16 protein-coding genes are annotated in these 17,894 nt (G+C 71.5%); 10 read left to right on the forward strand and 6 right to left on the reverse strand.

Annotated elements, in window-relative coordinates:
- Positions 1–10: 10 nt before the first annotated feature.
- Complete coding sequence (gene pyrE, locus HALOF300_RS18835) at positions 11–541, reverse strand: orotate phosphoribosyltransferase (RefSeq protein ID WP_156742449.1); 531 nt, start codon at positions 539–541, stop codon at positions 11–13.
- Between the two features lie 42 nt (positions 542–583).
- Positions 584–2,440, reverse strand: a complete 1,857-nt coding sequence (locus HALOF300_RS18840) for a lipase family protein (RefSeq protein ID WP_197522671.1) — start codon at positions 2,438–2,440, stop codon at positions 584–586.
- A gap of 164 nt (positions 2,441–2,604) precedes the next feature.
- On the opposite strand from HALOF300_RS18840, the gene HALOF300_RS18845 reads away from it, so the two are divergent.
- The 6 genes from HALOF300_RS18845 (at position 2,605) to HALOF300_RS18870 (ending at position 8,919) form a co-directional block, all read left to right on the forward strand.
- Positions 2,605–3,306 carry a GNAT family N-acetyltransferase gene (locus HALOF300_RS18845; RefSeq protein ID WP_156742450.1) on the forward strand — a complete coding sequence of 234 codons (702 nt, stop codon included), beginning with the start codon at positions 2,605–2,607 and terminating at the stop codon, positions 3,304–3,306.
- A gap of 143 nt (positions 3,307–3,449) precedes the next feature.
- The gene (locus HALOF300_RS18850; RefSeq protein WP_197522672.1) at positions 3,450–4,163 is read left to right on the forward strand and encodes a hypothetical protein; all 714 of its coding nucleotides are present in this window, start codon (positions 3,450–3,452) and stop codon (positions 4,161–4,163) included.
- 19 nt (positions 4,164–4,182) lie between these two features.
- A complete protein-coding gene (locus HALOF300_RS18855; protein WP_156742451.1) occupies positions 4,183–6,249 on the forward strand; it encodes a sensor histidine kinase in 2,067 nt (688 codons plus the stop codon).
- Entirely contained in the window at positions 6,246–6,920 is a 675-nt protein-coding gene (locus tag HALOF300_RS18860; RefSeq protein WP_156742452.1) for a response regulator, read from the forward strand. The genes HALOF300_RS18855 and HALOF300_RS18860 overlap by 4 nt, the downstream gene beginning before the upstream one ends.
- Before the next feature lie 321 nt (positions 6,921–7,241).
- Positions 7,242–8,417, forward strand: a complete 1,176-nt coding sequence (locus HALOF300_RS18865) for an acyl-CoA dehydrogenase family protein (RefSeq protein WP_156742469.1) — start codon at positions 7,242–7,244, stop codon at positions 8,415–8,417.
- Positions 8,418–8,541: 124 nt separating this feature from the next.
- Positions 8,542–8,919, forward strand: a complete 378-nt coding sequence (locus HALOF300_RS18870) for a VOC family protein (RefSeq protein WP_156742453.1) — start codon at positions 8,542–8,544, stop codon at positions 8,917–8,919.
- A 27-nt stretch (positions 8,920–8,946) separates the two neighbouring features.
- Here HALOF300_RS18870 and HALOF300_RS18875 read toward each other — a convergent pair whose 3' ends face one another.
- Positions 8,947–9,762, reverse strand: coding sequence for a phytanoyl-CoA dioxygenase family protein (locus HALOF300_RS18875; RefSeq protein ID WP_156742454.1), 816 nt, complete (start codon positions 9,760–9,762; stop codon positions 8,947–8,949).
- Between the two features lie 50 nt (positions 9,763–9,812).
- Here HALOF300_RS18875 and HALOF300_RS18880 point away from each other — a divergent pair, with 50 nt between their 5' ends.
- Positions 9,813–10,649: a helix-turn-helix domain-containing protein gene (locus HALOF300_RS18880; protein WP_156742455.1), complete on the forward strand. Its 837-nt coding sequence runs from the start codon at positions 9,813–9,815 to the stop codon at positions 10,647–10,649.
- A 15-nt stretch (positions 10,650–10,664) separates the two neighbouring features.
- Here the strand turns inward: HALOF300_RS18880 and HALOF300_RS18885 are convergent, their stop codons facing one another.
- A complete protein-coding gene (locus tag HALOF300_RS18885; protein ID WP_197522673.1) occupies positions 10,665–11,126 on the reverse strand; it encodes a MarR family winged helix-turn-helix transcriptional regulator in 462 nt (153 codons plus the stop codon).
- A gap of 75 nt (positions 11,127–11,201) precedes the next feature.
- On the opposite strand from HALOF300_RS18885, the gene HALOF300_RS18890 reads away from it, so the two are divergent.
- On the forward strand, positions 11,202–14,369 hold the full coding sequence (locus HALOF300_RS18890; RefSeq protein WP_156742457.1) for an efflux RND transporter permease subunit: 3,168 nt from the start codon (positions 11,202–11,204) through the stop codon (positions 14,367–14,369).
- On the opposite strand, the gene HALOF300_RS18895 is transcribed toward HALOF300_RS18890, so the two are convergent.
- Positions 14,258–15,778 (reverse strand): MFS transporter, encoded by a 1,521-nt coding sequence (locus tag HALOF300_RS18895; RefSeq protein ID WP_197522674.1) that lies wholly within the window; start codon positions 15,776–15,778, stop codon positions 14,258–14,260. The genes HALOF300_RS18890 and HALOF300_RS18895 overlap by 112 nt on opposite strands.
- Before the next feature lie 103 nt (positions 15,779–15,881).
- Between HALOF300_RS18895 and HALOF300_RS18900 the strand changes: the two genes are divergently transcribed.
- On the forward strand, positions 15,882–16,337 hold the full coding sequence (locus tag HALOF300_RS18900) for a winged helix-turn-helix transcriptional regulator (protein ID WP_156742458.1): 456 nt from the start codon (positions 15,882–15,884) through the stop codon (positions 16,335–16,337).
- Between the two features lie 169 nt (positions 16,338–16,506).
- On the opposite strand, the gene HALOF300_RS18905 is transcribed toward HALOF300_RS18900, so the two are convergent.
- Entirely contained in the window at positions 16,507–17,235 is a 729-nt protein-coding gene (locus HALOF300_RS18905; RefSeq protein WP_156742459.1) for a class I SAM-dependent methyltransferase, read from the reverse strand.
- A gap of 85 nt (positions 17,236–17,320) precedes the next feature.
- Here HALOF300_RS18905 and HALOF300_RS18910 point away from each other — a divergent pair.
- Positions 17,321–17,894, forward strand: a 574-nt coding sequence (locus HALOF300_RS18910) for an NYN domain-containing protein (RefSeq protein ID WP_231955592.1), incomplete at its 3' end; no start/stop codon positions are given.

Consider the following 17,894-nt stretch of genomic DNA (forward strand, 5'->3'; position numbering starts at 1 on the left):
CGCTGACCTCCTACCTGGCGCGGGCGTCCAGCTGCGCCTTGGTCAGCACGGGGCGCACCTCAAGCCCGACGTCGGCCAGCGGGTTCAGGCCGACGGGCGACCGGTCGATCGCGCAGACCACCACGGCGACGACCGCGCCGCGTTCTCGCAGGGCCGTCGTCGCGGCACGGACCGCGCCACCGGTGGTGATCACGTCCTCGATCAGTGTCACCCGTCGGCCGGCCACGTCCGGACCTTCGGCCAGTTTGCAGGTGCCGTAGTCCTTGGCCTCCTTGCGGACGAAGAGCGCCGGAATGCCCGTCTTCGCCGACACCATGGTCGCGATCGGCACGCCGCCGAGCTCGAGTCCGCCGAGGAGCTCGGTGCCCTCAGGCAGCAGGTCGACCAGCTGGTCGGCGACCCGGTCCAGCAGCCGCGGGTCGGCCTCGAAGAGGTACTTGTCGAAGTACTCGTTCGACACCAGACCGGACCGGAGCGTGAACTCGCCGCTCAGGCGGCAGACGGCATCGATGTCAGCGGCGAGGGTCTCATCAGCAGCCATGCGCCAGAGGCTACCGGGCGCTCCGATGGCCGACGGGCCGGCTCACGGACAGTTCGGCTCGGACGCCAGCCCCGCGAGCCGGTCCTGGGTCCAACGCACAACGTCCTCGTTCAGCTGCGCCCTGGGTGCGAGCACGCTCATGTGCGACCCGTCGGGATAGCCGTGGAACTCGACGTCGACATCCATCCCGCAGAGCTGCTCGACATAGGCGGTGTTGATGTGGAACGGGATCACCTCGTCCGCCTCGCCCTGGCCGATGAACAGCGGGGCGGCCCAGGGGCCGGTGGCGGTGTTCTCGGTCAGCCGATCCCCGAAGGTACCGGCGAGCGCGTCCGGGTCGATGATCGGCTGGTCCCGCGCCACCGACAACCCCGCGAGGATCGTGACGAGCGTGCCACCCTCGCCGGTGCAGCGCGAGGCCGCCTCACGCACGATCGTGCGGCCGGCCGGCACCACGGTGTCCTCGAAGTCCAGGTCCGGGTAGTACCCGGTGTAGGAGTCCACGACGAACGCGATCCCCAGCGTCGCGCCGGCTGCGTCCGGATGAGCCAGCACGGTCTCGGCGATCGCGCGCGGATCGCTCGCCGGGGACAGCGCGGCCGTGCCGAGGACGTTCAGGTCCGGTGCGTAGTCAGCGGCCAGCTGCCCGGCCCACAGTGCCCCGTGCCCGCCCTGGGAGTGTCCCCAGATGACCGTCTCCTCCGACAGCGACACCTCGGTCAGCTGCCGGGCGGCTCGGGCGGCGTCCAGCACCGCGCGCCCCTCGGCCTCCCCGATCAGGTACGGCGTCGCACCCTCGGCTCCCATGCCCGGGTAGTCGGTGGCGACCATGGCCCAGCCCAGTTCGGCGAGCCGGTCGGCCCCGGGTTCGCCGCCGAGGACCAACGCGTCGGGCCCGATCGAAGGTGCGCAGGCCCGGGCGATTCCCACCGTGCCGTGCGCCCAGGTGATCAGCGGCACTGGCCCGCCGGCGCCCTCGGGCACGGCAAGGATGCCGCTGCTGGCCACGATGTCGCCCCACCCGTTCGTGGTGGTGTAGTAGATCCGGTACCCGGTCATGCCGTCCGGCAGGTTGCCCGAGTACTCGTCCCAGCGGATCAGCTCGCCGGCGGTATCCGGCAACTCGTCCGGGGTGTCGTAGAAGGGGTCGAGCACTGGCGCACCTGATCGGAGCGTGTGGCTCACCCACCCCGCGCCGACCGCCAGGGCGAGCACGCACGCGGCTCCGACCCAGCGGACCGCCGACGAGCGGCGGCGCTCGTGCGCAGCGGCCGGCCGCTCGGGCCGCAGCACCGTCGTCACGGCCCGGATCAGCAACGTCACCCCGAAGATGGCGGTCCGCCCGCCGAAGAGCACGGCGATCACGATCAACGTCGCGTCGGGCCAGAGCAGCGCGAGCACCCCGAAGACGATCTCGGCGATCCCGAGCACCGCCTCGGGGGCGAGCCGCCACGTCCTGACCCGCCCGCCGCGGAGCACGGACCCCACGCCGGACACGATGAGCGCGATCGCCACGACCGGCCCGAACACCCCGACGTGCCGCCCGAGCCACGCGGCCAGCAGGACGCCGACGACGATCCAGAACCAGGGCAGCAGCCGGTCCGGCAGCGAGCGCCGCGCTTCGGCATCCTCGGACCGGCGCCGCACCAGGTCGGCGACGCCGGCGACGACGCAGCTCACTCCGATGTAGAGGCCGAGGACGTGCAGGGCGGCCAGCGGTCGGATGACCAGCAGCAGGCCGGCGAGAACCAGCACCACGCCGAGCAGCGCCGACACCCACGACGGCGCTCGGGCCGTCAGCCACGGCAGCGCCCGGATCCGGTCCCGCCAGCCCCCGGTCCGACCCGCAGGATCGTCGGATCGCTCGTTCCGATCGGGCTGGTCGCGGTCCGTGGTCATCGGGCCCTTCACGCTGCTCAGGCACCTCGGTCGGTGGTCGAGACGCAGACTTCCTCGACGCCGTCCCATTGAACTGGTCCGGTCTGGCGATGTCCAACGCCGTAGCGGCACGAGAGCCGAAATCAGTTGATCCTCGCCGGACGCCTCCCGTTAAGGTGACGCGCATGTCCGAGCACGCCGAGCCGCACCGAGTCCCGTCCGACGTCGACCTGAGCCCCGCGGCCCAGTGGCCACTGCTGGGACTCTCGGCCCGCACGGGGAACCTCGAACTGCGGTACATCGACGACGAGCTGATGTTCGACGTCGCCGCCGTGGCGGCCCGGGGAGTGCACGCCGAGGACTTCATGCCCTTCGACTTCCCATGGACGCGAGGCACCCCGCTGGAGGTGGCTCGCAGCGTGCTCGCCTACGAGTGGGGCAAGCGGGCCGCGATATCTCCGGACGCGTGGACCATCGAGCTCGCGGTGCTCGTCGACGGCGTCCCGGCGGGCATCCAGGCGATCGACGCGAAGAGCTTCGCCGTGGCGCGCACGGTCGAGACCGGCTCCTGGCTGGGTCGCGCCTTTCAGGGCCGGGGCCTCGGTACCCGGATGCGGGCCCTGATGCTGCACCTCGCGTTCGCCGGGCTCGGGGCCGAGGTCGCCACCACCAGTGCCTGGGCGGACAACGGCCCCTCCAACGGGGTCACCCGCAAACTCGGCTACTCCCCGAACGGCGTGTGGCTGGAGTCCCGCGAGGGCAAGCCCATCGAGAAACTGCACTACCGGCTCGCCCGCGCCGACTGGGAGGCGAACCCGGCCGCCCGGATTCCGGACGTCACCCTCACCGGCACCGAGCCGGTGCGGGAGTTCCTGCGGATCTCCTGAGCGCGCCAGTCCCAACGGAACTGCCCGGATTCCCGGGACGGGATGCCCTGCCGGCCGGGACATCGGGCCGCCCAGCATGTCGTTGAAGGGCCCGCACGCCTCGGTCACGGTGACCGACCCCGTCGGGTCGAAGGAGAACGATCATGTCCACACACGCCGTCGCGCCCCGCACGGTTCCGCCGGGCGGTCCGGCATCGGAGCGACCGTCCCGCGGCTGGGTCCTCGCCGGTATCGGCGCCGGTCTCGCGGGGATCGTGAGCATCTACCTGTCCCTGTCGCTCAGTCCCGCCTACGACCCCGCGGCACCACCCACCCCGGAGTCGATCACCGAGCACTTGTCCACCCAGGTGCCCCAGCTGCTCGGCTTCCACGTCGCGACCATCGTGGCCGCGCTGGCGCTGATCCCGTTCGCGGTCGGTCTGCACCGTCACCTGGCCCGCCGGTCCCCGGCCGGGTCGCTGCTGCCGGGCGTCGCCGCGGTGGGACTCGTGGTGCTCTCCACCGTGCTGGTCCTCGGCTCCGGCCTGAACACCGAGTTCGTGTTCGGGCTGACCGAACCGGAACTGCTGATCGCGACCGACGTGTCGTTCTACTCGCACTGGGTCGCGACGATCCCCTGGCTCTGGGTCACGGCCGGCGTCACCGGCCTCGCGCTGGGTCTGGCGGCCGTCCGGCACGGCGCGTACCCACGCGGGATCGGCGTGGTCAGCCTGGTGCTCGGCGCCCTGATCGTCCTGGTCGGTATCTCGCCGCTGCAGTACATGGCGGGCTTCGTCGGACCGGTCTTGTTGTTCGTCGTCGCACTCGCCGCGCTGCGCGCGCAATCCCGCCCTGATACGGCCCCGCCGGGACGCTGATCCTCTCTACAGTTTGCTCATGTCAGAGCCAACCGAGCCCGGGCGCGGCGGTCACGGACTGCCGCGCCTGGCCCTCATCCTGGGCGGGGCGGCGTGGCTCCTCGCGCTCACCGGGCTGCTGCTGTTCCTGTCCTCGCGGCCGGTCGGGACCGTCGACGACCTGTTCCTGATCGTGGACGTCATGGTCGGCCTCGTGTACGGAGCGGTCGCCACCGTGGTGCTGCTGCGCCGCAGCCACGTGGTCGGCTACCTCGCGGCACTCACCGCGCTCGGTGGTGGCCTGTCCGCGCTCGGCGGCGGCTGGCGCATGTTCGCCGAGAGCCGGGGCCTGACGCCCGGCCCACTCGCCGATACGTTCGGCTGGGCGTGGGTCCCAGGGACCCTTGCGATGTTCCTGGTCGTGCCCTGGCTCGTCCGGGAACGGCCGCTCGGCCGCGCCTGGTGGGGACCGGCAACCGGCGGCCTGATCGCCGCGGCCGCCCTGGTGGCGAGCCTGGCCGGCAACTACGCGATGCTCGCCGGCGTGCTCGTCGTCGCCGTGGTGTTCGGGTTCATCACCGCTGTCGCGGTCGAGGCCCGACGGCGTACGTCGCCCGAGTCCGAGGCTGTCGGCCTGGGCTGGCTCGGCCTGGGCACGCTGGTGCTGGCCCTGTCCTTCGTGCCCCTGCTGCTCCCGGTGGGAACGGTGCCGGACTGGCTCACGCCGGCGCTGCACCTGGCGAGCCAGGCGCTGTTCCCCGTGGCGATCCTCACGGTGGTGCTGCGCCAGCGGTTGTGGGGGATGGAGCTGGCGGTGTCCCGGGCGCTCCTGGCCGGGGTCCTCACGGCGGCGCTCGCAGCCATCTACCTGGTGGCGGCGTTGCTCGCGGGGGTCCTGGTCCCGGGGCAGGGCATCGCCCAGGCGGTCGCCGCCGCTGCCGTCGTGATCGCGGTCGGCCCCACCCGTCTGTGGTTCGCGGCACGGATCCGGCGGCTCGTCTACGGCGTCGCCCACGACCCCTGGCGCGTGGCCGGCTCGATGGGGACCCGGATCGGGCGAGGCGGCACGGACGAGGGCCTGCTCACCTCTCTCGTGGAGAGCGTCGGGACCGCGCTCCGCCTCGAGGCGGTCAGCGTCCGCGGGGCGGACCCGGCCGAGCCCTCCACCGGCAGCGGCCACGACCCGCAGGCCCCGGTGCTGGCCGCCTGGGGCCTTCCGACCGGTGACCCCGTCGTCGTTCCACTGCTCTCCGGGGACCGGACGATCGGCACACTGGAGGCCACGCCGCGCCCCGGAGAGACCCTCGACGCCACCAGCCGCCGCGCCCTCGACGAACTCGCCGCCGTCGTCACCGCGGGGCTCGTGCTCATCCGCACGGCCGACGAACTCACACGGACCCGCCGCCGGCTGACCGACGCGCGGCTGCAGGAACGCCGGGTGATCCGACGCGAGCTCCACGACGGGCTCGGACCCTGGCTCGCGGGCCTGCGCCTTGGCCTGCAGGGCGTGGCCAACACGATCGGAACCGACCGGGAGGGGGCCGTGAAGATGCTCCGGGCGCTGCAGGGCGAACTCGACCAGCGGATCGAGGACGTCCGCACCATCGCCCGCACGCTGCTGCCGCCGGTGCTCGAGGAGCTCGGACTCGAGCCCGCGCTCTCGGAACTGGTGGCGCGGCACCGGCGCAGCGGCTTCGACGTGCACCTGCGCTTCGCCGTCGCCTCCGACCTGCCCGGCCCCGTCGCCGCGGCCTGCTACGGGATCGCCGCCGAGGCCGTGCTGAACGCGGTCCGGCACAGCGGTGCCGCCGAGTGCGAGCTGGAGGTGTCCGAGGACGGGGCCGTGGTGCGCGTGTGCTGCCGCGACGACGGAGCCGGCTATCGGCAGGACGCGCGCATCGGCGTCGGCACCCTGTCGATGCGTGAGCGGGCCGAGGAGCTGGGTGGGGCGGTCGAGGTCCGCGACCTCGCTCCGCACGGCACCGCGGTCGAGGCCACGATCCCGGTGCGCCCGCCGGGCATGACCCGGTCCGTCTCGCAGGCCAGGTCGGGCGCCGGTGGCGCAGCGAGCGCGGCAGGCACACTCAGAACCGCGGGCACCGCATGACCGGACCGATCCGCGTCGCCATCGTCGACGACCACCCCGTGTTCCGGCTCGGCATGACCGGCCTGCTCGAGTCGCTGCCCGGGGTCCTGGTCGTCGGTCAGGCGGCCGATGCCGACCAGGCCCGGGCGACGATCACGGCCGACGTGGATGTGGTGCTGATGGACCTGCACCTCGGGGCCGACTCCGGCATCGAGCTGACCCGGGAGATCCTCCGCGACCACCCGGGGGTGGGGGTCCTGGTGATCACCATGAGCGACGACGACGAGGCGGTGGTCGCGGCCGTGCGCTGCGGCGCGCGTGGCTACCTCCTCAAGACGGCAGGCCCGGACGAGGTGGAGCGGGCGATCCGCGCGGTCGCCAACGGGGAGATGATCCTCGGCCCACAGGTGGCGGCCCGGGCGATGTCCACGCTGGTGTCCGGGCGCACCGCGGTCCGGTTGCCGTTCCCGGAACTGTCCGCCCGGGAACGGGAGGTCCTCGACCTGGTCGCACGCGGCCATGACAACGTGGCCATCGCCCGCCGGCTTGTGCTCAGCCCGAAGACCGTCCGCAACCACGTGACGACCATCCTGACGAAGCTGTCGGTGTCGAGCAGGCCGACACTGATCGTGCGGGCCCGCGAAGGCGGTCTCGGCGGACCGGATCCCGCGCGGGTGACGGGTCAGGCCTGAGACGGCCCGAGCCCCCGGAGATCGTCAGCGCGTGTGCGCCCACGGCAGCCGTCGGTGTGGCGACACCGACGCTGCGGGTCACGCGCACGGTGGGCTCACCCTGCCGATGGTAGGTGCGGGGTGCCGTTCCCGGCCGACCGGGCGGTGCCGCCGGTAGACTCGGGCCCGGACGCCGTCGTCGAGGATTTGCTCAGGCGGAGCACCGGTCAGAGGTGACCGGGCGCCGCGGACCGGTCGATCGCCGTCGACGCCCCCCGGGACCGACCCACAAGGTCACCACCCGGGCCACGATCCACAAGATCTGACGAGGGAGTCATGAGCATGTCCTATGGGTTCACGCCGCAGCAGCAGGAACTGATCGAGCAGGTCCGCGAGTTCGCCGACACCGTGGTCCGGCCGGCGTCGTACGAGTACGACACCAAGCGCGAACTGCCGTACGGCATCATCAAGCAGATGGGGGACCTCGGCCTGTTCGGCCTGCCGTTCCCGGTCGAGTACGGCGGCAGCGGCGGTGACTACGTCTCCTTCTGCCTGGCCGTGGAGCAGATCAGCCGGATGGACCAGAGCCTCGGGGTGACCCTGGAGGCAGGCATCGGGCTCGGCGCCATGCCGATCATGCGGTTCGGTACGGAGGAACAACGGCGCGAGTGGATCCCGCGGTTCGCGTCAGGTGAGGCGCTCGCTGCGTTCGGGCTCACCGAGGCCGAGGCCGGCTCCGATGCGGGCGGCACCTGTACGACGGCGGAACTCGTCGACGGCGAGTGGGTCATCAACGGCTCCAAGCAGTTCATCACGAACTCAGGCACGGACATCACCCGCCTGATCACGATCACAGCGGTCACGGGTCGGACCACCCGGGCGGACGGCACGGTCAAGAAGGAACTCTCCGCGATCCTGGTGCCGGTCCCCGCCGAGGGGCTGACGGTCGGGCCTGCCTACGACAAGGTCGGCTGGCACACCTCCGACACCCACCCGCTGACCCTGACGAACGTGCGCGTGCCCGAGGCGAACCTGCTGGGCGAGCGCGGGCGCGGGTACGCGAACTTCCTGGAGTCCCTCGATGAGGGTCGGATCGCGTTCGCGGCGCTGTGCACCGGTGCCGCCCAGGGCTGCCTCGAGGAGGCGATCCGCTACGCCCAGGAGCGCGAGGTGTTCGGGCGGGCCCTGGCCGACAACCAGCACACCGCGTTCATGATCGCCAGGATGCAGGCGCGGGTGCACGCCGCCCGGCTCACCTGGCTGAACGCCGCCCGGCAGATGGTGGCGGGGGAGCCGTTCAAGATGCAGGCGTCCATCGCGAAACTCACGGGCAGTGAGGCGGCGATGGCGAACGCCCGGGACGCGTCCCAGATCTTCGGCGGCTACGGTTACCTCAACGAGAACCTCGTGGCCCGGCACTACCGCGACTCGAAGGTGCTGGAGATCGGCGAGGGCACCACGGAGGTGCAACTGATGGTGATCGCCCGCGGACTGGGCCTGGCCGGCGCCGGGCTCTGAGCATCGTGAACCGGGGTACCGGCACCGGCCGGTCGCGCCGCCACGGAGTCGGACAACAACGTGCGGTTCAGCACCGCCACCACGAACCCGCGGGCGCAATCCAGACCGATGAGGAGACCCCGGCATGACTCAAACACCCAGGATCACGCTGACCACCGTGAACCTCAGCTCGCCTGATCCCGGCGCGCTGGCCTCCTTCTATGCCGAACTGCTCGGCTGGGAGGTGGACCGGGTCGAGGAGACGGACGCGTACCTGCGCAATCCCGACGGTGGGGTGCACCTGTCCTTCCAGCTCGAGGAGGTCTACACGCGGCCGGTGTGGCCGGCCACACCCGGGGAGCAGGAGATGATGATCCATCTCGACATCTGGGTCGACGACCTGAACGCCGGCGTGGCCCGGGCGGTCTCCGTCGGGGCGACCCTGGCGCCGTTCCAGCCGCAGCAGGACGTGCGGGTCTGTCTCGACCCGCACGGCCACCCGTTCTGCCTCTGGACGGACTGAGGCAGGCGTCGGTGCGGGGGCCCCAGGTCAGGGGCCGGATGCACCGGCCCCCTCACCACAAGGTCCGCCGCCGAGCGCCTCCGCGATGAACACGTCCCGACGGTCCGGGTGCACCAGCGGGTGGTAGAACGCGGCGATCTCGGTGCTGGCCTGTGGGATGTAGTGGAAGATCAGGGACCGGCGGAACCGGTCCGGCGAGGTGTTCGCGAGCGAACCGTGCACCACGCTGCCATGGAAGAACAGTACGTCGCCGGCCTTCATCACGGTCTGCACCTTCGCCATGCCCTCAGGGATCGGGACCTCGGCGTTCGTGAAGGACTGGGTCATGTCCGCCGGTTCCGGGCAGACCAACTCGGTCCGGTGCGAGCCCGGCACCACCGCGAGCCCGCCGTTGGCCGCGTCCACGTCGTCCACCGCGATCCACGCGGCCAGGCAGGTCTCCGGGTGGGCCCGTAGGAACATGTTGTCCTGGTGCATCGCCTGGCCCCGGGCCGTGGGCGGCTTGAAGTAGAACATGGACTGGGCGCCGAGCGCGGGCCCGATCAGGTCGGTGACCACGTCCAGTAGGCGCCGATCCAACATGACGTCCAGGGCCAACAGGCCCACCGCCAGGTCCGGGCGCCGGTGGGGGTGGACGAACCGCGGAAAGCGCGCGAGCACGTCGTCGTCGGGAACGCGGTCGTCGATGGCCAGCGAACGGTCCGCGCCGACCTGGGTCATGAAGGCCTCGCGGATCTGCTCGACCTCCGCGGCGCTGAACACGGCGGGGACCTGCAGCACGCCGTCGCGGGCGTAGTCGGTGAACCCCGTCGGTGCGGCCGTATTGCTGGTTGCGGTAGACATGCCATCGAGTCTGCCGTGACGAAGCCTCGGGAAACATAGGTGATGTGCTCGTGACCATTCAAGATCCTGCTGCCCGACCGGAGTCACACACGCCCGTGGTCCGCCGCGTGATCGCCGGCGAGTTCGACGAGGATCCCCGGTACGCCACCTACCGGGCCCGGGGCACCACCGACTGGCTGCTGGTGCACACGCTCGACGGCGGGGGCCGATTCGGCGCCCGCAGCGCGGACGTGCCGGCCGTCCCAGGACGCACGCTGCTGGTACGGCCCGGCACCCTCCACGACTACGGCACCGCCGTCGGGCAGGAGCGTTGGCACTTCCTGTACGCCCACTTCCACCCGCGCGACGACTGGCTGCCGTTGTTGTCCTGGCCGCAGGTGACGGCGGGCATCGGCTCCATCGAGGCTACCGGTGAGGTGCGGCGCGGCATCGAGGCGGCGCTGCGCACCGCCGTCGGCGGGCGGGACACCGCCGGCCGCAACGGCGAGCTCGCCGCCGTGAACGCCCTGGAGTCCGCGTTGCTGTGGTGCGACCGGGTGAACATCTCCCGGGAGCTTGCCGGCACCGACGAACGGCTGCTCCGGGCGATCGCGCTGATCGACGCGGATCTACGTGCGGACCTGCGGGTGGCCCACCTGGCGCGGGCAAGCTCGCTCTCAGCATCCCGCTTCGCCCACCTGTTCGTCACGCAGTTCGGGGTGAGCCCACAGCGGTTCGTGGAACGCCGCAGACTGGCGGCGGCAGCCAGGTCGCTGGAGCTGACCAACCGCACCATCACGTCGATCGCCGCGGCCTGCGGGTTCGAGAGTCCGATGTACTTCGCATCCCGGTTCCGTGCCCGGTACGGGATGAGCCCCAGCGAGTTCCGGGCTCGGCGAGAGCTCTGACGCTGCCGTCGGGCGTCAGTCCCCGGCCCCGCCGGTGCCCAACGTGCGGTCGAAGGCCGCCGCGAGCTGGACGTGGGCCGCGGCGAGCGCGCGTAGCGCGTCGGTGTCCAACCCGGCGAGGATCTCCCTGCCCAGGCGCGAACGGGAGTCCTCGATCTCGCGGAACAGCCGCACGCCCTCCGCAGCCAGGCCGACCAGCCGCAGCCGGCGATCGCTCGGGTCCTCGCGGCGGCTCACCAGGCCGCGATCCACGAGCCGCTCGACAGCGCCGGTGACCGTGGGCGGCGAGAGTCGCATCGCGTCGGCGAGCGCCGTCATCGTTTGTTCACCCTGGAAGTGCACGATGGCGAGGAGCTTGAACTGCTGCATCGTCAGGGTGCTGTCCAGCAGCGGTTCGAGCTGCGAGGCCAGGCTCGCCCGCATCATCGCGTGCTGGGCCTCGAAGATCTCCTCGACCAACCGGTCGCGCTCACCCACCGTGTAACCTTTCGGTTGAACCGAACTATTCGGCATCCTGTTAGTAATTCGTGATCTTAGCCCGGAGCCCCGCCCGTGACATTCCTCGCCCGTTTCAGCCTCGGCAACCGTGCCCTCGTGGCGTTGGCCACCATTCTCGCCGTGGCGGGAGGCCTGTGGTCGACCACCACGCTCAAGCAGGAGCTCATGCCCTCGCTCGAGCTGCCTGTGGTGGGCGTGGTGACGGTCCTGCCCGGCGCCTCCCCGGAGATCGTCGAGGAGCAGGTCACCACCTACGTGGAGCAGGCCACCGGCTCGGTGAGCGGGCTGGAGAGCACCTCGTCCACCTCGAGCGCGAACGTCTCCACGGTGCTGCTCACCCTCGAGTACGGCACCGACGCGACCACGGCGCAGCAGGAACTGCAGTCCGCGCTGTCGCGGATCTCCTCGAGCCTGCCGGCCGAGGCGGACGCCCAGGTGTTCACCGGCAGCCTCGACGACCTTCCGGTGCTCCAGCTCGCGGTCACCGCCGACGCGGACCCGGACGCCACCGCGGCCGTGCTCGCCGAGTCGGTGGTCCCGCAGCTCGAGGGGGTCGACGGCGTCCGGGACGTCACGCTGACCGGAACCGCCGCGCAGGTGGTCACGATCGCCGTCGACCCGGCGGCGCTGGCCGCCGCGGGCGTCGGCGCGGACGCGATCAGCACCGCCCTGACCACGAACGGCATCGTCGTGCCGGCCGGGTCGCTGACCGAGGGCGACACCACGCTGAGCGTGGAGGTCGGGCAGCGACTGAGCACCGTCGAGGACATCGCCGCGTTGCCGCTGCTCACCGCTGCCGGCCCGGTCCGGCTGGACTCGGTGGCGCAGGTGAGCCTCGACGACGCCGCGGCCACCTCCTTCGCGCGGACGAACGGGGAGCCGTCGTTCGGGATCGCGATCACCCGTGCCCCGAACGGGAACACCGTGGAGATCTCCCACGCCGTCCAGGACCTGTTCGGTGACCTCGAGGCAGCCCTCGGGGAGGGCGCCGAGATCTCGATCGTGTTCGACCAGGCGCCGTTCATCGAGCAGTCCGTGGAGGATCTGACCACCGAGGGCCTGCTCGGGCTGGCCTTCGCGATCATCATCATCTTGCTGTTCCTGCGAGCCTGGCGGCCCACCGGGGTGACCGCGCTGTCCATCCCGCTCTCACTGTTGGTCGCTCTGATCGGGTTGAAGGTGGGCGGGTTCTCCCTGAACCTGTTCACCCTTGCCGCGCTCACCGTTTCCATCGGGCGGGTCGTCGACGACGCCATCGTGGTCATCGAGAACATCGAGCGACACCTCTCCTACGGCGAGGACAAGCGCACCGCCATCCTGCGCGCCGTGCGTGAGGTGTCCGGCGCGATCACGGCGTCCACGATCGCCACCGCGGCCGTGTTCGTGCCGATGGGCCTCGTCAGCGGCCTCGTCGGTGAGCTGTTCCGGCCGTTCGCGTTCACCGTGGCACTCGCGCTGCTCGCCTCCCTGCTGGTGGCGCTGACGATCGTGCCGGTGCTGGCCTGGTGGTTCCTGCCGGTACCCAAGGACGTGGCCGACGCTGCCCGGGCCCGTGAGGCCGCGGAGGACAAGGAGCGACGCGGCGCCCTGCAGCGGGGCTTCGTCAGGGCCCTCGGCGGGGTGCTGGCCAGGCCGGTGGTCACCGTCATCGGCGCGGTCGCGGTGCTCGCCGGCACCCTCGCGCTCGTGCCCCAGCTGGAGACCGAGTTCATCGGGGACACCGGGCAGAACACCGTCTCGGTGACCCAGGAACTGCCCCCGGGCACGTCCCTGGCGGCTCAGAACGAAGCCGCCGCGCAGGTCGAGGACGTGATCGCGGGTATCGACGGGGTGGAGACCTACCAGGTCTCCGTGGGCTCCGCCGAGGGCATCCTGGCGATCGCCGGTGGGGGCGGCACGACGTTCTCCATCACCCTGGACCTGGATGCGGACACCGCAGCGGTGCAGGAGCAGCTGCGCGACGGCGTCGCGGGGCTCGAGAACGCGGGGACCGTCACGGTCACGGCCGGCCAGGCCGGATTCTCGTCGGGCCTGGAGGTCATCGTCAGCGGACCCGACGGCGATGCCGTCGCGAGTGCGTCCGAGCAGGTGCTGGACGCCGTGGCCGGGGTGGACGGGACCACCGATCTCGCCTCGAACCTCGCCGCGGACCTGCCCACCGTGGAGGTGGTCGTGGACCGCGACGCCGCCGCGGCGCTCGGCATCCCCGAGGCCCAGGTGGGCCAGACCGTGCGGGCCGCCCTCAGCGGCGCGACTCTCGGCACCCTCACCACCGATGCCGGCACCAGTGACATCGTGATGCAGGTCGGCGAGTCCCCCACGAGCGTGGCGGCGCTGCGCGCGCTCCCGATCGCCGGCGCTGCCGGCGTGACCACCCTCGGCGAGATAGCGACCGTCGAGCAGGTCGAGCGGCCCGCCACGATCACCCGCCTCGACGGGCAGCGCAGCGCCACCATCACCGCGGCGACCACGAGCGCGGACCTGACCACCCAGAGCGCCGACCTGCAGGCGGCCCTCGACGGGCTCGAGCTGCCCGACGGCGTCACCGCGGAGATCGGCGGCGTCAGCGCCGATCAGGAGGAGGCGTTCGGCAACCTCGGCCTGGCCCTGCTGCTGTCCATCGCGATCGTCTACCTGGTCATGGTGGCGACCTTCAAGTCGCTGGTGCAGCCGCTGATCCTGCTCATCTCGATCCCGTTCGCGGCGACCGGTGCCATCGCGCTACTGCTCATCACCGGCACCCCGCTCGGGGTGGCCGGCCTGATCGGGGCGCTGATGCTGGTCGGCGTGGTCGTGACGAACGCGATCGTACTGATCGACCTGATCAACCAGTACCGACGGCAGGGACGTCCGCTGCGCGAGGCGATCATCGAAGGTGCCCGGCACCGGCTGCGCCCGATCCTGATGACGGCCCTGGCCACGATCGGAGCCCTGACCCCGATGGCCATCGGGCTCACCGGCGGCAGCGCGTTCATCTCCCAGCCGCTGGCGCTGGTGGTGATCGGTGGTCTGATCACCTCCACGTTCCTGACCCTGCTGCTGGTCCCGGTGCTGTACTCACTGGTGGAGGGGCGCAAGGAGCGCCGGGCGGCCGCCCGGGCCGGGACCGATCAACGCGTCGGCGCCGGCGCGGACGCGGGACCGGACGGGTCCACTTCGCGGGGCAAGCACGCAGCGAGCGACTCCTCCGACGCGGAGGCGGCGACCGCGCCCGTCGACTGATGCCTGTCGGTGCGCCGGCCCGAGTGGGGCCGGCCACCGACCGTGATCACCACGGCACCGAGCAGCACGAAGACGATCGGCACCCCGATCGCCGCGCGGATCGCGTCAAGGTCTGCTTCCGGTCCCGTCGCCGCTCCGAGCGCCGCGACCTGAACCGCGGTGGCGGCGGAGATCCCCAGGGCCGCGCCGAACTGCAGGGAGGTGTTGAGCAGCCCTCCGGCGACCCCTTGGTCGGACCCGGCCACGCCGTCGGTCGCGGCGATCGCGAGCGGGCCGTAGACGAGGGCGAACATGAAGCCGATACCGACCATGGTCGGCACCATCGCGGCATAGGCCCAGTCCAGGTCGGCACGCAGGAACAGTGTGTAGGCGACCAACCCGGCGAGGAGCCCGCCCGCTATCACCCGGCGCACACCGAACCGCTGCACCAGCCGCGGCGCGAGCGTCGGCGCGAGCACCACGTCGAGCGCCATCAGAAGCATCGCGAGCCCGGTCTGCAGCGGGGTCCAACCGCGCAGCTCCTGCAGGTACAGGGTGGTCAGGAACTGGAAGCCGTAGAACGAGCCGGCGAACAGCAGTGCGGTCACGTTCGCGGCGGCCAGGCCTGGCGCGCGCAGCAGGCCCGGCCGGATCAGCGGGTCCGGCGCCCGGCGTTGGCCGAGCGCGAAGACGACCAGCAGTGCGGTGGCGAGCAGCAGCGCGCCGACCGCCTGCATACCCAGCTCGTGGACTCGCTCGAGGAGGGTCAGCCCGTACGCGAACAGCACCATCGACGCGGTCAGGGTGAGTGCCGCTCCCACGCCGAGCCGGCCGCGACGCCCGTCGTGAGGCGGTTCGGTGAGCAGCGGGATCGCCAGCGCGAGCAACACGGCGGCGATCAGGACCGGGGCGAAGAAGACCCACCGCCAGCCGATCGCGGTGAGCAGACCGCCCGCCACGAGGCCCAGTGAGAACCCGGCCGCGCCGGCGGCGCCGTAGATGATCAGGGCGCGGTTTCGTGCCGGTCCCTCGGCGAACGACGTCGTGATGAGCGAGATCCCCGCCGGGGTGAGGAAGCCCGCGGCGATGCCGGTCACGAACCTGGCCAGGAGCAGCATCCAGCCCTCGGTGGCGAACCCACCGAGACCGGAGAACAGCAGGAACACCACCAGCCAGGCCAGGAACATCCGGCGTCGCCCGAACACATCGGCGGCGCGCCCACCGAGCAGCATGAACCCGCCGTAGCCCACCACGTAGGCGGTGATCACGCCGCTCAGCTCGGTGGTGGTCAGGCCGAGGTCGGTACGGATCGCGGGCAGGGCCACGTTCAGCATCGCGACGTCGCTGCCCTCAAGGAAGATCGCCCCACACAGGACCACCAGCACGCCGAGGTCTCGCGCGCTCATCCTGCTGGCTGTCGGTTGTGCCATGGCCGTGTCGTTCCCTTCGCCCCGAGGACGGTGTGAGTGGTTCCCCGATTGCTGGTCAGTTACTTCTTGTAACCTCGCCAAGCGTGCGGCACAGTGAGTCAGTATGGAAGAAGGCACTTCTCAGTCCCTCGGTTCCCCCGCGGATACCGCGGGCCACCGCACCGACTACGACGTCTGGCAGTGGGACGCCCGCGAGGACTGTGAGGTGCGCCAGATCCTGGACCGTGTCGCGGACAAGTGGTCGCTGCTCGCCATCGCGCTGCTCGACCGGCGCAGTCTGCGGTTCACCGAGCTGAAGCGTGAGATCGACGGCATCAGCCAGCGGATGCTGACCCGCACGCTGCGCCATCTCGAGCGGGACGGGCTGGTGGAGCGCACCGTCCACCCCGTCGTGCCGCCCAGGGTCGACTATGCCCTGACCCCTCTCGGGAGCACCCTGCACGCGACGATCAAATCGCTCGTGGTGTGGACCGAGGCGCACCAGGAGGAGATCGCCCGGGCCCGCGCCGACTATGACCAGCGCGAGGCGGACCTGCACGAGGCCGCCGCGGGCAGCTAGGCGGAGAGCCGACGAAGTCCCAGGGGCGGGCAGCGGATCTCGGCGCCGTCGGAACGACCCGTTGGCTGGTCGAGATGCACGGCTGGGCGAGCACCGCGTCCGGCGCGTCGCTCCGATTGCCGGCGGGCCGCTGACCAGGGGCTCCGTCGACCGGCCTGAGCGGGGCGGCTCAGGCCGCGTGCCGGCCCGGCCCTCGCGGGCGCCAGGTATGTACCACGTACCCGTAGCTGAGTCCGAGCCGGTGCCGATGCGCGCGCAGCCATGGGTCGGCGACGTCGGCCGGGAACTCCAGCCGGAGCACCGTCTCGAGGTCGGCCCGGGTCTCGAAGCTCCAGCTGCTCAGCACCGCCTCGCTCGTGGCTCCGTGCTCGCGCCACCAATCGAGGATGTAGCTCCCGGTGCCCTGCTTGGCCGCCCAGGGGCTGACCGCGAGCAGCTCGGCGAACTCGCCGTCGTCGTGGTCGTTGTCGATCACCACGAGCGTGCCGCCGGGGGCGAGGACCCGTTGGACCTCGTGCAGCCCGGGGGCGGCGTCGAAGTCCGGATCGGGGAAGAAGTAGGCGAAGCGGGCGTGCACCACGTCCACGGAATCGTCCGGGAGGGGGATGTGCTCGGCGGAGCCGTGCAGCACCTGGGCACCGCCGGGCCGCGCCTGTGCGAGCGGCAGCAGGACGGGATCGGGTTCCACCCCGATCACCCGGGCCGCGTCGGCGTAGCGGGGCAGCCAGAAACCGCTGCCGCAGCCGAGGTCGAGGAGCCTTCGCCCGGCCCACGGTGCGACCGTCTCCAGGTGCGTCCAGAGCGTGCCGTCCGGGTCGATGGCCGCGTTCTCGATCTCGTACGCGGCCGGGTCCACGCCCTGGTTGCCCGCCCTCACGAAATCGCTCAACTCGGTCATGGTGCCTCACCCTGCCACACGCCACGGAGGGCGCCGTCCGGCCCCGGGTCGGCATACTCGGCCGGTCGCCCATAGGCTGACGGGTATGGATTCCGAAGAGCGCCTCGCCGTATTCCTCGACTACGAGAACCTCGCGCTCGGAGCGCGTGAGCACCTGGGCGGGATGACGTTCGACTTCGGCCCGATCGCGGATGCGCTGGCGGTGCGCGGACGCGTGGTGGTGCGCCGCGCCTACGCCGACTGGTCCTACTTCGACGAGGACCGCCGCTCGCTCACCCGCCACCAGGTGGAGCTGATCGAGATGCCGCAGCGCATGGGCGCCTCCCGCAAGAACGCCGCGGACATCAAGATGGTGGTGGACGCGATCGAGATGGCGTTCGAGCGTGACTACATCTCCACGTTCGTCATGTGCACCGGGGACAGCGACTTCTCCCCGTTGGTGCACAAGCTGCGTGAGCTGAACAAGCGCGTCATCGGTGTGGGCGTGGAGAAGTCGACGTCCCGGCTGCTGCCACCGGCCTGCGACGAGTTCCTGTTCTACGACCGCCTCGAGGGTGTGGAGGTCCCGGAGCCGACGCCGGTGAAGCGTGCCGAACCTGCGCCTGCCACCCGTCGGGAGACGCGGCTCAAGGCCGCCCCGGACCCGGCCCCGACCCCCG

Origin of the sequence: Occultella aeris (assembly GCF_902703175.1) — a bacterium.
Classification (GTDB): Bacteria; Actinomycetota; Actinomycetes; order Actinomycetales; family Beutenbergiaceae; genus Occultella; species Occultella aeris.